This is a genomic window from Algoriphagus antarcticus, from assembly GCF_002150685.1.
In the GTDB taxonomy this organism is placed as follows: Bacteria; Bacteroidota; Bacteroidia; order Cytophagales; family Cyclobacteriaceae; genus Algoriphagus; species Algoriphagus antarcticus.
Map to the genome: position 1 here is coordinate 86,695 of NZ_MSSW01000030.1, position 14,550 is coordinate 101,244.

The 14,550-nt window shown below is 40.6% G+C and carries 13 protein-coding genes and 1 riboswitch; of the genes, 12 read left to right on the forward strand and 1 reads right to left on the reverse strand.

From position 1 onward, the window contains the following. The first annotated feature begins 46 nt into the window (after positions 1-46). From BVH04_RS11325 to BVH04_RS11380, 12 genes are all read left to right on the forward strand, one after another. Positions 47-730 (forward strand): GNAT family N-acetyltransferase, encoded by a 684-nt coding sequence (locus tag BVH04_RS11325; protein WP_086541633.1) that lies wholly within the window; start codon positions 47-49, stop codon positions 728-730. A 312-nt stretch (positions 731-1,042) separates the two neighbouring features. Beyond that, positions 1,043-2,236, forward strand: coding sequence for an argininosuccinate synthase (locus BVH04_RS11330; protein ID WP_086541583.1), 1,194 nt, complete (start codon positions 1,043-1,045; stop codon positions 2,234-2,236). Continuing rightward, positions 2,229-3,197: an N-acetyl-gamma-glutamyl-phosphate reductase gene (gene argC / locus BVH04_RS11335; RefSeq protein WP_086541584.1), complete on the forward strand. Its 969-nt coding sequence runs from the start codon at positions 2,229-2,231 to the stop codon at positions 3,195-3,197. Before BVH04_RS11330 ends, argC begins: the two co-directional genes overlap by 8 nt. 156 nt (positions 3,198-3,353) lie before the next feature. Beyond that, positions 3,354-4,499: an aspartate aminotransferase family protein gene (locus tag BVH04_RS11340; protein WP_086541585.1), complete on the forward strand. Its 1,146-nt coding sequence runs from the start codon at positions 3,354-3,356 to the stop codon at positions 4,497-4,499. A gap of 4 nt (positions 4,500-4,503) precedes the next feature. Next, positions 4,504-5,475 (forward strand): Rossmann-fold NAD(P)-binding domain-containing protein, encoded by a 972-nt coding sequence (locus BVH04_RS11345; protein ID WP_086541586.1) that lies wholly within the window; start codon positions 4,504-4,506, stop codon positions 5,473-5,475. A gap of 125 nt (positions 5,476-5,600) precedes the next feature. Further along, positions 5,601-6,401: an acetylglutamate kinase gene (gene argB, locus BVH04_RS11350; RefSeq protein WP_086541587.1), complete on the forward strand. Its 801-nt coding sequence runs from the start codon at positions 5,601-5,603 to the stop codon at positions 6,399-6,401. A 21-nt stretch (positions 6,402-6,422) separates the two neighbouring features. Beyond that, positions 6,423-7,499 (forward strand): M20 family metallo-hydrolase, encoded by a 1,077-nt coding sequence (locus BVH04_RS11355; RefSeq protein ID WP_086541588.1) that lies wholly within the window; start codon positions 6,423-6,425, stop codon positions 7,497-7,499. Continuing rightward, a complete protein-coding gene (gene argH, locus BVH04_RS11360; protein ID WP_086541589.1) occupies positions 7,496-8,836 on the forward strand; it encodes an argininosuccinate lyase in 1,341 nt (446 codons plus the stop codon). The genes BVH04_RS11355 and argH overlap by 4 nt, the downstream gene beginning before the upstream one ends. 90 nt (positions 8,837-8,926) lie before the next feature. Next, entirely contained in the window at positions 8,927-10,468 is a 1,542-nt protein-coding gene (locus tag BVH04_RS11365; RefSeq protein WP_086541590.1) for a SulP family inorganic anion transporter, read from the forward strand. After that, on the forward strand, positions 10,465-11,112 hold the full coding sequence (gene can / locus BVH04_RS11370) for a carbonate dehydratase (RefSeq protein WP_086541591.1): 648 nt from the start codon (positions 10,465-10,467) through the stop codon (positions 11,110-11,112). Before BVH04_RS11365 ends, can begins: the two co-directional genes overlap by 4 nt. Before the next feature lie 97 nt (positions 11,113-11,209). Next, a riboswitch (SAM riboswitch) is annotated at positions 11,210-11,318 on the forward strand. Between the two features lie 168 nt (positions 11,319-11,486). After that, positions 11,487-12,791 (forward strand): O-acetylhomoserine aminocarboxypropyltransferase/cysteine synthase family protein, encoded by a 1,305-nt coding sequence (locus tag BVH04_RS11375; protein WP_086541592.1) that lies wholly within the window; start codon positions 11,487-11,489, stop codon positions 12,789-12,791. An 8-nt stretch (positions 12,792-12,799) separates the two neighbouring features. Then, positions 12,800-13,858, forward strand: a complete 1,059-nt coding sequence (locus tag BVH04_RS11380; RefSeq protein WP_086541593.1) for a homoserine O-acetyltransferase family protein — start codon at positions 12,800-12,802, stop codon at positions 13,856-13,858. A 152-nt stretch (positions 13,859-14,010) separates the two neighbouring features. Here BVH04_RS11380 and BVH04_RS11385 read toward each other — a convergent pair whose 3' ends face one another. Next, positions 14,011-14,454, reverse strand: coding sequence for a DUF2147 domain-containing protein (locus tag BVH04_RS11385; RefSeq protein WP_086541594.1), 444 nt, complete (start codon positions 14,452-14,454; stop codon positions 14,011-14,013). Between the last annotated feature and the right edge of the window lie 96 nt (positions 14,455-14,550).

A 14,550-nucleotide genomic window follows, 5' to 3' on the forward strand; every position in this document is an offset into this window, starting at 1 on the left:
TTTACAAATCTTCCGATTCCATCGGAATTAACACATGCAATCCCTAATGGATAATATTTCTTTCCAGATTATTGTAGCAAATGCTTCCCACAAGGAATATTCAATTCAGATCACTGATGAGATGGAAAATTCCGCCAAAGCTCGTGGCACAGGTATCGCCAAGCGTAGCCCAGCCTACGTGGAAATAAAAATGGAGGAAGGAAAGGCTGTGATCGCATTGACCTCAGACGGAAAATGGGCAGGATTCTGCTACATCGAGGCTTGGGGACATGGTAAATATGTGGCAAACTCTGGATTGATAGTTTCCCCTGAATACAGAAAATATGGTCTTGCACGCAAGATCAAGAATGAAGTATTCAAACTCAGCCGTCTCAAATATCCTGAGTCTACTATTTTCGGATTGACTACGGGTGCAGCAGTAATGAAAATAAACTCAGAATTAGGTTATATCCCTGTATCCTATTCCGATTTGACCGATGACAATGAGTTCTGGAAAGGCTGCCAAAGCTGTGTCAATTACGAGATCTTAATGAGTAAAAACAGGCAAAACTGTCTTTGTACAGCGATGCTTTACGATCCTAACTCCAAAAGAAATCATACCCAAGAGTTGGCGCTTCGCGATGATTTCAAAAAAGATCTCAAATTATTTGATCGCTGGGTAAGATTAAAGAAATACGTGATGCTTAAATTGAACAAGTCTAAAGACACTATTTCAAGCATCTTTTTATAAATCAATTCTTCCTATATGGAAGCAAAAATCCTATTACGATGAAATCGAGCATAACGAAGAACGACTCACCATGGGTTGATTGTTTACTTTGCGAGATTCCATGTGACCATAGAAAGAAAATTATAAACACATGAAATCGAGCATGTCCAAGCGGACACTCTGAAGGTTGATTATCAACCCTGCGAGATTCCATGTGACCATAGAAAGAAAATTATAAACACATGAAATCGAGCATGTCCAAGCGGACACTCTGAAGGTTGATTATCAACCCTGCGAGATTCCATGTGACCATAGAAAGAAAATTACGAACACATGAAAAAAATAGTTTTAGCCTACAGTGGAGGCTTAGATACCACATTTTGTGCCTTGCATCTTTCCAAAGAACTTGGTTATGAAGTGCATGCAGTTTTGGTAAACACAGGTGGATTTTCCGAGGAAGAATTGACAGACGTGGAAGAAAGGGCAAAAGGTTTAGGGGTGGCTTCTTTTAAGATTCTTCATGTGATGGATACCTATTATAATGAGGTGATCAAGTATCTCGTTTTTGGGAATGTATTGAAAAACCAGACTTATCCCCTTTCTGTGTCTGCAGAGCGTATTCTTCAGGCCAAATCTCTTGCTGAATATGCCAAGTCAATTGGAGCAAAAGCAGTTGCTCACGGTTCTACCGGTGCTGGAAATGACCAGGTACGCTTTGATATGATTTTCCAGACCATCGTTCCAGACATCGAAATCATCACTCCTATCCGTGACCTAAAACTGAGTCGCGCCGAAGAAATAGATTATTTGAAAAAGCATGGCGTTTCGATGAACTTCGATAAAGCTGCTTATTCTATTAATAAAGGTGTCTGGGGAACTTCAGTAGGAGGAAAAGAGACATTGACTTCTTCAGATTACCTTCCAGATAGCGCTTGGCCTACAAAAGCTACTGCGATCGAACCTTTGGAGGTTATACTCTCTTTTGTTCAAGGAGAACTTAAAGGAGTAGATGGAAAAAAATATGATGATTCAGTGGAAGCTATCCAAGCGCTTCAGGCTATGGCCGCTCCATATGGCATCGGTCGTGATATTCACGTAGGTGATACGATTATTGGGATCAAAGGTCGCGTTGGATTTGAAGCTGCAGCACCATTGATCATAATCAAAGGTCATCAACTGCTGGAAAAGCATACACTTACTAAATGGCAGCTATTCTGGAAAAATCAACTGGCGGAATTCTACGGGAATCACTTGCACGAAGGCCATTACTTGGATCCGGTGATGAGAAACTTGGAAGAATTCATGGCCAGCACACAAACTTATGTGACTGGTGATGTACGAGTATTGCTTCAGCCATATCGATTCACTTTATTAGGAATCACTTCTGAACATGATCTGATGTCCAGCAAGTTTGGTAGCTATGGCGAAATGAACAAAGGCTATACAGCTGATGATGTGAAAGGTTTTACCCGAATTTTGGGTAATCAGACTTCAATATTCCATAAGGTAAACTCTGGCGATGACTAAAATCAAAACAGCGATTATAGGCGCGGCGGGATATACTGGAGGCGAATTACTTCGACTATTGGTTCATCATCCTGCTTGCGAGCTAATCTACGTGCATAGCAATAGCCAGAAAGGCAAAAAAGTAAGCGAAGTCCATCCGGATTTGATTGGCGACTGTGACTTGATTTTCACAGACCAAGTGCAAACAGAAGGAATAGATGCTGTTTTCATGGGCTTACCACACGGTCAGACAAAGGGTTTTCTGGAGCAAAATGTATTTTCTCCTGATACAGTTATTATTGACTTGTCCACTGACTTCCGTGATGAATCCAATGGCTTTACCTACGGACTTCCTGAGGTGAATGCTGAGAAAATCAAGACTGCAAAAAAGATCGCAAATCCAGGTTGCTTTGCTACAGGTATTCAATTGGCATTGCTACCAGCTATCGCAAAAAGCTGGGTAAAAGACACGATCCAAATCTCTGGTATCACAGGAAGTACCGGGGCTGGAAAGAAACTTGGGGAAACTTCCCACTTTAGCTATAGATCTTCCAACACGTCTGTTTATAAGCTATTTACACATCAACATCTGAAGGAGATTAGTCAGACTTTTAAGCAAGTGAATTCCAGTTTTTCCTCTGAGATTCTATTTGTCCCTTACCGTGGCAACTTCCCTAGAGGAATCTGGATCACGGCTTATTTTCCTTTCGAAGGAACTGAAGAGGAAGCAATAGCCGCCTACAAGGAATTCTACAGAGACGCTGCTTTTACGCATGTTTCCGATATAGATATTGACATGAAACAAGCGGTAAATACAAATAAGTGCATCGTTCATGTGCAAAAAGAAGCCGGGCAATTGGTGATTTATTCTGCTATTGACAACCTGCTGAAAGGAGCTTCCGGACAGGCTGTTCAGAATTACAATTTGGCATTTGGACTTGAAGAGAGGATGGGCTTGAATCTAAAAAGTATAGGGTTCTAATTAGATATTAGACTTTAGATGCAAGATTCAAGATTATTTGGATGGTACTTCGAAATTAAATATTCGACGTTCATCATTCGATATTTAACACTTTGAAATTGATTTACGAAGTTCAGAATAACCACGTAAATCGTATTTCGTCATTCGTAATTCGATATGAAATTATTTGATGTATATCCTCTGATCCCAGTGACCATCACAAAGGCTGATGGTGCTAAACTTTGGGATGATCAGGGCAAAGAGTATATAGATTTATATGGCGGTCACGCCGTGATTTCCATTGGCCACACCCATCCGCACTACGTAAAGCGGATAAAAAATCAGTTGGATCAAATCGCTTTTTACTCAAATTCAGTTGAAATTCCCATTCAAAAAGAATATGCTGAAAAACTGGGTAAGCTTTCTGGCTATCCTGACTACGAGCTTTTCCTTTGTAATTCGGGTGCAGAAGCCAATGAAAATGCAATCAAGCTTGCTTCCTTTGCAACTGGAAAATCTGGTTTAATTGCTTTTTCAGGTAGCTTTCACGGGAGAACTTCCGGTGCAGTAGCCTTGACAGATAACCCAAAAATCGTCGCTCCTTGTAATGCTCGTGAGGATTTTCACATTCTCCCTTGGGAGGATTTAAATACCGTAGAAGAAACCTTAAAGTCCAATGAAATCGCTGGAATCATCATCGAAGGTATTCAGGGAGTAAATGGAATTCAGGTTCCGAGTTCTGAATTTCTACTGGGATTAGCATCCCTTGCCGAGAAACATGGGGCAAAGTTAATATTGGATGAAGTTCAGTCAGGTTTTGGCCGTACTGGAAAATTCTTTGCTCACCAGCATACAGAAGGACTTTCCCCTGATATTATCAGCATGGCAAAAGGCATGGGCAACGGATTTCCAATTGGTGGAATCTTGATTTCCCCTGAATTCAAAGCCACATATGGATTGCTTGGAACTACTTTTGGAGGCAATCATCTCGCATGCGCAGCGGGTTTGGCGGTAGTGGAAGTTATTGAAAAAGAAAAACTTATGGACAAGGCCACAAAACTTGGCAATAAAATCCTGGAAGAATTAAAGCAAATGTCAGGAATCACTGCCATTAGAGGGAGAGGCTTGATGATTGGTATTGATCTCGATCGGGAAGCAGGACCTGTGCGCTCAGAATTGGTGGAAAAATACCACATGTTCACCGGAAGCGCAGCAGGAAAGAATACGATAAGACTCCTCCCACCTTTAAATATCGAGTGGAATCAATTAAATTCGTTTATATCCGCATTAAAAGAAATCTTAAGTCAATCCCATTTCAGTTAAACTAATGGCCAATATTATCCAGCCACTTCAGCACTTTACAAAATTTGAATCCCTCGATTTAGGCAATGAACTGATCGAACAGGCGCTTATTTACAAAGAAAATCCAGCTCTCGACAAAGCAAAAGGTGCTGGAAAGCGCATAGGTTGTATTTTCTTAAATCCGTCACTGAGGACTAGGGTTTCTACTCAGCTAGCTGCGTTGAACTTAGGGATGGAGCCAATTGTGCTGAATATGGACAAGGAAGGCTGGGCACTGGAAATGCAAGATGGTGCAGTCATGAACCGAGGAACAGTGGAACACATCAAAGATGCCGCGGCAGTTCTTGGTTCTTATTTTGATATTCTTGCGATTCGTGCATTTCCTTCTTTGACAAATAAAGAGGAAGACACGAGTGACTTTGTTTTATCTCAGTTTATAAAATACGCTGGAGTTCCAGTTTTAAGTTTGGAATCAGCCACTCGTCACCCCCTACAAAGTTTAGCAGATCAGATTACCATCCGTGAAAACTGGTCTGGAAAAAAGAAACCAAAAATTGTCTTGACTTGGGGTCCACATATTAAGGCAATTCCACATGCAGTGGCTAATTCTTTTGCGGAATGGACACTCGGCTTGGATCATGATCTAACTATCACTCATCCTGAAGGCTATGAATTAGATGAAGCGTTCACCGAAGGTGCAACTATAGAAAATAATCAAAGTAAAGCACTGGAAGACGCTGATTTTGTGTACGTTAAAAACTGGTCATCTTTCAATGATTATGGAAAGATAATTACCACTGATGCCTCATGGATGCTTACGGAAAACCATTTTGAGCATGCTCAAAAAGCGAAAGTCATGCATTGCTTACCTGTGCGTAGAAATTTAGAATTGTCTGACGAAGTATTGGACGGAAAGCGCTCGTTAGTCCATGCGCAAGCAAAAAATAGAATTTTCGCTACTCAAGCAGTCATTAGTCACCTGCTCGGACAGTTATAAAAGTAAACTTGATTTATGAAATCGAGCACGACGAAGTACGTAACACATAGGAATGATTATCAAACATGCGAGATTCTCCCTAATCAAGTTCGGGACAGGCCATGTGACCGCAAAAATATAATTACATGAAAATCAGCATTATCAAAATCGGCGGCAATGTCATCGATTTTCCTGAAAAATTAGATGAGTTTTTATCCCTTTTTGCCAAATTCCCCGGACATAAAATACTTGTTCATGGCGGCGGTATCATGGCGTCTCGATTTGGAGAATCTCTTGGAGTAATGCCAGAAATGGTGGACGGAAGGAGAATTACAGATCAAGAGACACTTGACGTGGTAACGATGGTCTACGCAGGTTTGATCAATAAGAATATCGTAGCCAAACTCCAAGCTTTAAAAGTCAACGCGATAGGAATGTGTGGTGCTGATGGAAATATTATCCGCTCTATCAAGCGTCCGGTTAAAGGAATAGATTACGGATTTGTCGGTGATATACAGGAAGTTAATACTAAGCTGATTGATCATTTACTTTCAGGTGATTTGCTTCCAGTGGTGAATGCAATCACGCACGATGCCAAAGGTCAACTATTAAACACAAATGCAGATAGTATTGCCTCAGCCCTAGCCACCAGCCTTGCCAAAGAACATCAAGTCAATCTTTATTTCTGCTTCAATAAGAGTGGGGTTTTGATTGATGAAAAAAATGAAAACTCCATCATACCTCTCATCAATGAAGATATATATGCGGAGCTTCGTAGGGAAAATGTCATTCATTCTGGCATGATCCCAAAATTGGATAATGCCTTCGAAGCTTTGGAAAAAGGCGTAAACCACGTCTGGATCGGAAAAGCGGAAAATCTTTATTTGGCAGCAAAGGGTAAACTCTCAGGAACTACCATCGAGAGAAGTCGCTATGACCTCTACTAAATAAAAAATTTGAATAATACAATGAGTTTATATGATGATGGTGTTCAGCTTCTTACTCAGTTAATAGAAATTCCGTCCTATTCCAGGGAAGAAAGTTCTACTGCTGAGGTTTTAGAAGAATTTTTCACTGCAAGGGAAATAGAAGTCCACAAATCGGGAAATAACATTTGGGCTTTCGCAGCTCCTTTTGACAAAAATAAGCCTACCATCTGGCTGAATTCCCATCACGACACGGTAAAGCCAAATGATGGATATACCAAAGATCCATTTCAAGCAATCATTGAGGATGGAAAGCTATTTGGTCTCGGAAGCAATGATGCCGGAGGGCCATTGGTGAGTATGATGGCGGCTTTTGCACATTTTTATGACCAAGAGCTTCCCTTTAATTTGATCATGATCGCTTCAGCTGAAGAAGAGATTTCCGGTAAGAATGGAATTGCTGCAGTCATAGATCAACTTCCTCCTTGCGAACTGGCAATCGTCGGCGAACCCACCTTGATGGATATGGCTATTGCGGAAAAAGGTCTGATGGTAATCAATGCCAAAGTCATTGGTAAAGCCGGTCATGCTGCCAGAGAGGAAGGAATCAATTCTATTTACCTTGCTTTGGATGATTTACAGAAAATCAGAGATTTTGAGTTCCAAAAAGTATCTCAATTCCTGGGCAAAACAAAAGTATCTGCAACCGTAATCCACTCAGGACAGCAGCACAATGTAGTCCCTGATCTTTGTGAGTTTGTATTGGATGTCAGAGTTACTGATGCCTATTCATTAGAAGAAGCATTGGAAGAATTGAAAAGCTCCCTGGACGCTGAACTGACACCACGTTCGATGAGACTCCAATCATCCCATGTGCCTGAAGGCCATTTGATTCTGAAAGTCGGCGAGCAACTTGGACTCAAAACCTACGGAAGTCCTACCCTGTCGGATCAGGCGCTGATCCCCTACCCATCTGTAAAAATAGGCCCAGGCGACTCTGCAAGGTCACATTCTGCAGATGAATATATTTACTTGAACGAAATTCAGCAAGGGATAGAAGGCTATATCAAGATCCTTGAAACCTACGCTGAGATGCTAACTACAACTAATTTGAAATGAAACTTTGGCAAAAAGAAACAGGAAGCAAAAAGGAAGTAGAATCGTTTACCATTGGTCGCGATCCTGAGTATGACATACTTTTGGCTCCATACGATGTGATGGGCTCAATGGCTCATGCACATATGCTTTCCACTATTGGTCTTCTGAGTGCTGAAGAAAATGAAATTCTTCAGCGTGGATTAAAAGATATTTACTCAGAAATAGAAAAAGGTGAGTTTGCAATCGCTCCCGGTGTAGAAGATGTGCATTCTCAAGTGGAGTTTTTACTTACCGAGCGATTCGGAGATGTAGGCAAAAAGCTTCATAGTGGCAGAAGTCGGAATGATCAAGTTCTGGTGGATTTGAAGCTTTACTATAGAAATGCTATCAAAGATATCGTAGCAGAATCCACTGAGCTTTTTGAAATGCTTATTACGCTTTCAGAAAAGCACAAAAACGATCTGATGCCGGGTTATACTCACACTCAACTGGCTATGCCTTCTTCTTTTGGTCTTTGGTTCAGCTCCTTTGCCGAAGGACTGTCAGAAGATCTAGGTTTATTGAAAGCTGCCTATGACCTGGCCAATAAAAACCCGCTAGGTTCTGCTGCGGGATATGGTTCAAGTTTTCCATTGAACCGTACGATGACTACTGAGCTACTTGGTTTTGGTGACCTCCATCACAATGTGATCAATGCCCAAAACAGCCGTGGAAAAACAGAAAGGACGCTAGGATTTGCTATGGCTGGCATGGCAGGAACGCTGAATAGGTTAGCTTCGGACGTGTGTATTTTCATGAATCAGCATTTTGCATTTATCAGTTTCCCAGATGATTTGACTACAGGAAGTAGCATTATGCCACATAAGAAGAATCCGGATGTTTTTGAACTAATCAGAGCCAAAACCAATCAAATTCAAGCAATTCCCCATTCAGTTGCGCTGCTATTGACCAATACTACAACAGGTTATCACCGGGATTTACAGTTACTTAAAGAGGAAATTTTCCCAGGGATTGAAACCCTGAAAAGCTGCCTTCGTATGACAACCTTCATGTTAAACTCAATCAAAGTCAAAGAAAACATCCTGACAGATCCTTTTTATAAGCACCTTTTTTCTGTGGAAGTAGTCAATGACTTGGTTCTGAAAGGAGTTCCTTTTAGGGATGCTTACAAACAAGTTGGGATGGATATAGAGTCAGATCGATTCAGTCCTGATCAAAGTAAGCTTAATCACACACACGAAGGAAGTATCGGAAATTTGAACCTTGATTTGATCCAGGAAAAAATGAAAAATTCGGTTCATAATTTTAATTTTGAGTTCATCGATCAGACCATTTTGAGGCTTTTAAATAAGAATTAAATTTTCTTATGAGTAATTTCAACCTTCACTGAATAGTTAATTTAGACCACAAAGTCTACCAATCTTATCAAGTAACTTGCAATCAAACTAATGAATACCCTTCTCGGAAATAACTTAAAATATGACTTAAAGGCCAGTTTGGTGGTTTTTCTGGTTGCCCTTCCTCTTTGTTTGGGTATTGCTATTGCTAGTGGAGCCCCACCAATGTCAGGACTTATAGCTGGAATTGTTGGCGGAATAGTTGTAGGAGCATTTTCAGGATCAAACGTCAGTGTAAGTGGTCCTGCAGCCGGACTGACAGTGATAGTTCTTGATTCTATCAGTAGCATGGGGACTTTTCCTCTTTTCTTGGCTACGCTGGTGATCGCAGGCTTAATGCAGCTGGCGTTGGGTATTGCAAAAGCTGGTATAATCGGCTATTACTTCCCTCACGCTGTTATCAAAGGAATGCTTACTGCAATCGGTTTGATATTGATTCTTAAGCAAATTCCTCATGCATTGGGATACGATGTGGATTTGATGGGTGATGAGGCATTTTTACAGACCGATGATCACAATACATTTTCTGAAATATGGTACGCTTTTAAATATCTAAGTGTAGGCGCAATTCCAATTGTACTAGTTGCAATGGGAATTTTGATTCTTTTTGAGAAACCAAAAATACAAAATCATAAAATATTCGGAGTCGTTCCCGGAGCTTTATGGGCTGTTCTATCTGGTATAGCAATTAATTCCTTATACGGAATATGGAAGCCTGGATGGCAGCTTACTGGTGATCACTTAGTGAGCATTCCAGTCTTGGATGATTTGGGCCAAATAGGTGATTTATTGACTTTTCCAGATTTCTCTATGATCGGAGAAAGTGCTTTCTGGATAGTAGCAATCACTATTGCGATTATTGGTAGTCTAGAAACATTGCTAAGCATAGATGCAGCTGATAAACTTGATCCTCAAAAAAGAATAACACCACCCAGTAAAGAACTAGTAGCACAAGGGATTGGTAACTCGATTTCAGGATTAATTGGTGGTCTTCCTGTAACCGCTGTAATTGTAAGAAGTTCGGCAAATGTAGCTTCTGGTGCAAAAACAAAAATGTCTGCAATTTTTCATGGAATTTTGTTGATGATATTAGTATTGACTATTCCGAATATCCTGAATTTGATACCACTTAGCTGCTTAGCTGCAGTTTTATTCATAGTGGGTTATAAGTTAGCCAAGCCGTCTATCTTTGTGAGTATTTACAAAAATGGCTGGGATCAGTTCATCCCTTTCATCGTCACGGTAGTTGCTATATTGTTCACAGATCTATTGGTTGGGATAGGTATTGGAATGGTATTCGGGATATTCTTTGTCGTGAAAACGAATTTCGTTCGCTCAGTAACCTTGACAGAACTGAATGGAAATTACCTTCTGCAACTACAAAAAGATGTGTCTTTCCTGAACAAAGCACTTTTGATGAAGAATTTAGAAAAGATTCCTTCCAATAGCAAAGTGATCATCAATGCGCAAAAAGCACAATTTATTGATCATGACATTCGGGAAGTCATAAACGACTTTATAGCTTCTTGCCCAGACAGGAATATTAGTATTACGATTCAAGGATTTAAGTATAAAATTCACGAAAATATATGAGCCCCTACGAAAAACTATTAATACAGAACAAGGCTTGGTCAACTGACCAAAAAGAGTCCGATCCGCACTTTTTTGAAAGATTAGCACAACAGCAGAGTCCCAAGTTTCTTTGGATCGGATGCTCAGACAGTAGAGTTCCTGCAAATCAGATTACAGGAACTGACCCAGGGGAAATATTTGTGCATCGGAACATAGCAAATATGGTAGTGCATACTGACCTCAACATGCTAAGCGTCTTAGAATATGCCGTATCAGTGTTGAAGGTAGAACATATCATAGTATGTGGACATTATGGTTGCGGTGGTATAGAAGCTGCGATTGGAAATAAAAGCTTTGGCTTAATTAACAAATGGCTTCTGAATATTAAAGAAGTATATAAAATCTACCAAAAAGAGATTGATGCCGTTGAGAGCCATGATGACAAAGTAAATGCACTGGTAGAGTTCAATGTGATAGAGCAATGCCAAGATCTAATCAAAACATCAATCATCCAGAAAGCTTGGAGAGATAGGTCTGCACCCAAAATCCATGGTTGGGCTTATGGCTTAAAAGATGGTTTGATTAAGGAACTTGTAAATATTGATCCTGATTTTGAAAAGATCAATCCTATTTTCAGATTCGATCCGGATCAATTGGATAAGTAATAAGTAATTATAGTTTTTTGAAGCTCGAGCATAAAATCATTTTGATTTTTCACTCGCGGTTTCTTTATTTGCATCATCCTTTCACTTTTAGTGCTCGGATTTATATAGAAGAGGCGAGAGACAGGCTCCTTGACCCTCTGGCAACCTGGAAAGTCCAAGGTGCCAATTCCTGCCAAATGAGATATTCTTATTTGGAACTATAAGTTCATAAGTATATGCACCCAGGATTCATTACAAACATTTCTTCTTCAACGCTATTCTCGGTAAAGCCACATGCTTTGTTTCCGTGTTGATTCCACTTTTGCCTATCTCGAATACAATTCGGGATAGGCTTTTAATGTCTATCATTTTTCAAACCATAAATCCAAAAAATCATGTCAAAAAATCTTCACTTCGACACACTTCAAGTTCATGCTGGCCAAGAGCCCGATCCAACTACAAACTCACGTGCAGTCCCTATCTATCAAACAACATCTTATGTATTCAATTCCGCAGAGCATGGTGCAAATCTTTTTGGCCTAAAGGAATTCGGCAATATCTACACTCGGATCATGAATCCGACAACGGATGTCCTTGAGAAAAGACTTGCTGCATTGGAAGGTGGAGTGGCGGCAGTAGCTACCAGTTCAGGTCAGGCAGCGCAATTCTTGGCTATCACGAATATTATGGAAGCCGGGGACAATTTCGTTTCGAGTCCTTTTCTCTATGGAGGTACTTTCAATCAATTTAAAGTTTCATTTAAAAAGCTAGGGATCGAAGCAAGATTTGCTAAAGGAAAAGATTCTGCAGATTTTGAAGCGTTAATTGACGAGAAAACAAAAGCAATTTACCTAGAGACGATTGGAAACCCTGAATTCAACATTCCTGACTTCGAAGGGATCGCAGCTGTAGCCAAAAAGCATGACATTCCATTGATCGTTGATAACACGTTCGGTGCTGGTGGGTATCTGTGCCAGCCTATCGCTCATGGAGCTAATATTGTCACCTCATCTGCTACCAAATGGATCGGTGGACACGGTACTTCCATCGGAGGTATTATTGTGGACGGAGGTAACTTCAACTGGGGAAATGGTAAATTCAAGCAATTCTCTGAGCCTTCTGAAGGATATCATGGGATGAATTTCTGGGAGGTTTTTGGAGAAAATAATCCATTGGGGCTTCCTAACATAGCTTTTGCAATTCGTGCACGTGTAGAAGGTCTTCGTGACTTTGGCCCTGCCATCAGCCCGTTCAACTCTTTCCTTTTACTTCAGGGAATAGAAACGCTCTCTCTTCGAGTAAAGAAAACAGTTGAAAACACCCTGGCTTTGGCACAATGGCTGGAAGCGCATCCTTCAGTGCAGAAAGTGAATTACCCTGGGTTAGAGTCCTCTGCATACCATGATCTGGCGAAGAAATACTTGAAAAATGGGTTTGGTGGCGTATTGAGTTTCGAGCTCAAAGGCGACAAAGAGCAAGCTTCTGCCTTGATCAATAACCTTGAGCTAATATCTCACTTGGCCAATGTAGGTGATGCTAAAACACTGATTATCCAGCCAGCAGCGACTACTCATCAGCAACTATCCGATGAGGAGCAAAAAGCCGCTGGAGTCACTCCTACGCTATTGAGAATCTCATGTGGTATCGAACACATTGAGGATATTAAGGCGGATCTGCAACAAGCTTTCGATAAAATCTAGTTCAACAAATGAATCTTAAAAGTCAGTACGCTTCGATTACCATGACTCAGGAAATATTTCATTCTAGTTTACCGCTACCTCTGGAATCAGGAGAAGTTCTCCCAGAATTTGATCTTGGCTATACCACGTATGGTCAGCTCAATTCAGATAAGTCAAATGTGATCTGGGTCATACATGCGCTTACAGGAGATTCAAATGCGCAGGAATGGTGGAATGGTTTGATAGGAGAAGATAAATTCTTTGACCCATCAAATCATTTTATCATCTGTGCAAATCTATTGGGATCATGCTATGGCTCTACTCAGCCATTCAGTAATAATCCTAAAACCAATAAGCCATACCATTACGATTTCCCTCAGATGACCACGCGTGACCTCGCTCTCGGATTGGAACGCTTGAGGATTCATTTGGAAATAGAAACAATTCACAGCCTTATCGGTGGATCTCTGGGAGGTCAAGTTGGGTTGGAATGGGCGTATATCTTAGGTAATAAGCTTAAGAATGCAATTATTCTGGCTGCCACTGCCAAAACAAGGCCGTGGGTGATCGGCTTCAACGAAACCCAGCGGATGGCGATAGAGTCAGATTGCACCTGGGGTGAATGTCATGAAAAAGCCGGGCAAAAAGGGCTGGAAACTGCACGAGCTATTGCCATGCTTACTTATAGACATCCGCTTGATTTGGCCACAAAACAAGTGGATTCAGAAAATAAACTGGATGATTTTCGCGCTGCATCTTATCTCAGATATCAGGGACAAAAGCTTGCGAGGCGATTTAACGCACTCTCCTATTGGACGCTGAGCAAAACGATGGATTCGCATGATTTGGGAAGAAATCGGGGTGGATTGGATGAAGCCTTAGAAAAAATTGAAGCAAATGTATTGGCCATTGGTGTTGATTCTGATTTGCTTTTCCTTCCTGCGGAATCTCAATTTATAAGCCAACATGTGAAAAAAGGAACCTATAAGGAAATCAGTTCTACAGCTGGCCACGATGCTTTTCTGATTGAATTTGAGCAATTGTCCTATATCCTCCAGTCATTTTATTTACAGCAAAAACAAAAGTGATTAATCAAACCTAGTTAGAGTAGATTGAATTGGTTTGTGCTCATGTTTGGAGAATAGAATCTTTAGGGCAGGAGGCTGGTTAGCTTGTCGAATTACTATTGACTCGGTGGTTAAAAAATTAATTCCAAAAAAATAAGGCAGAGCTCTTTGCCTTATTTTTTTACTCTATTCCATTCTACTGTTCGGCTGACCCAGGATTCTCCGAGAAATCCCTTGATCTCTAGTATATCCTTCTTTTTGAGCTGCAACTCACAGTTGTAACTTATACCAGATTTAGGATCATAGATTTTACCATCAGACCAAATCCCATCTTTATACTGTAGGCCTTCCAAGATTGTAAGACCCATCAACGGACGATCTCTCAAACTAGCATCAGAATTCACCACATCCGTGAAAGTCTCTGTATCTCCATCCACATGCTTAATCCAAATAAGTTTACCAATTAACTGATCATCATTTTCCATGATCTCAATTTGGGCTGTTTTATCAGTATTGAACCACACTCCTATAATCTTTGCCTTGGACTGAGCTTCTGCAGATTCTAATCCAACAAACAGCACAAATATGCTCATTAAAGCGAATTGAGAAGTTTTCATGAAAAATTGGTTTAGCAAAATTTAAGATAGGGTTACATTTTAATATACCCAATTTGAGCCTATAATCATACCAACTTGTGATTAGATCCGAGGATT

Excerpts from the sequence above, each read along its gene's own strand:
- BVH04_RS11325 (WP_086541633.1), top strand. The coding sequence starts at position 47 with ATGGATAATATTTCTTTCCAGATTATTGTAGCAAATGCTTCCCACAAG.
- BVH04_RS11330 (WP_086541583.1), top strand. The coding sequence starts at position 1,043 with ATGAAAAAAATAGTTTTAGCCTACAGTGGAGGCTTAGATACCACATTT.
- argC (WP_086541584.1), top strand. The coding sequence starts at position 2,229 with ATGACTAAAATCAAAACAGCGATTATAGGCGCGGCGGGATATACTGGA.
- BVH04_RS11340 (WP_086541585.1), top strand. The coding sequence starts at position 3,354 with ATGAAATTATTTGATGTATATCCTCTGATCCCAGTGACCATCACAAAG.
- BVH04_RS11345 (WP_086541586.1), top strand. The coding sequence starts at position 4,504 with ATGGCCAATATTATCCAGCCACTTCAGCACTTTACAAAATTTGAATCC.
- argB (WP_086541587.1), top strand. The coding sequence starts at position 5,601 with ATGAAAATCAGCATTATCAAAATCGGCGGCAATGTCATCGATTTTCCT.
- BVH04_RS11355 (WP_086541588.1), top strand. The coding sequence starts at position 6,423 with ATGAGTTTATATGATGATGGTGTTCAGCTTCTTACTCAGTTAATAGAA.
- argH (WP_086541589.1), top strand. The coding sequence starts at position 7,496 with ATGAAACTTTGGCAAAAAGAAACAGGAAGCAAAAAGGAAGTAGAATCG.
- BVH04_RS11365 (WP_086541590.1), top strand. The coding sequence starts at position 8,927 with ATGAATACCCTTCTCGGAAATAACTTAAAATATGACTTAAAGGCCAGT.
- can (WP_086541591.1), top strand. The coding sequence starts at position 10,465 with ATGAGCCCCTACGAAAAACTATTAATACAGAACAAGGCTTGGTCAACT.
- BVH04_RS11375 (WP_086541592.1), top strand. The coding sequence starts at position 11,487 with ATGTCAAAAAATCTTCACTTCGACACACTTCAAGTTCATGCTGGCCAA.
- BVH04_RS11380 (WP_086541593.1), top strand. The coding sequence starts at position 12,800 with ATGAATCTTAAAAGTCAGTACGCTTCGATTACCATGACTCAGGAAATA.
- BVH04_RS11385 (WP_086541594.1), bottom strand. The coding sequence starts at position 14,454 with ATGAAAACTTCTCAATTCGCTTTAATGAGCATATTTGTGCTGTTTGTT.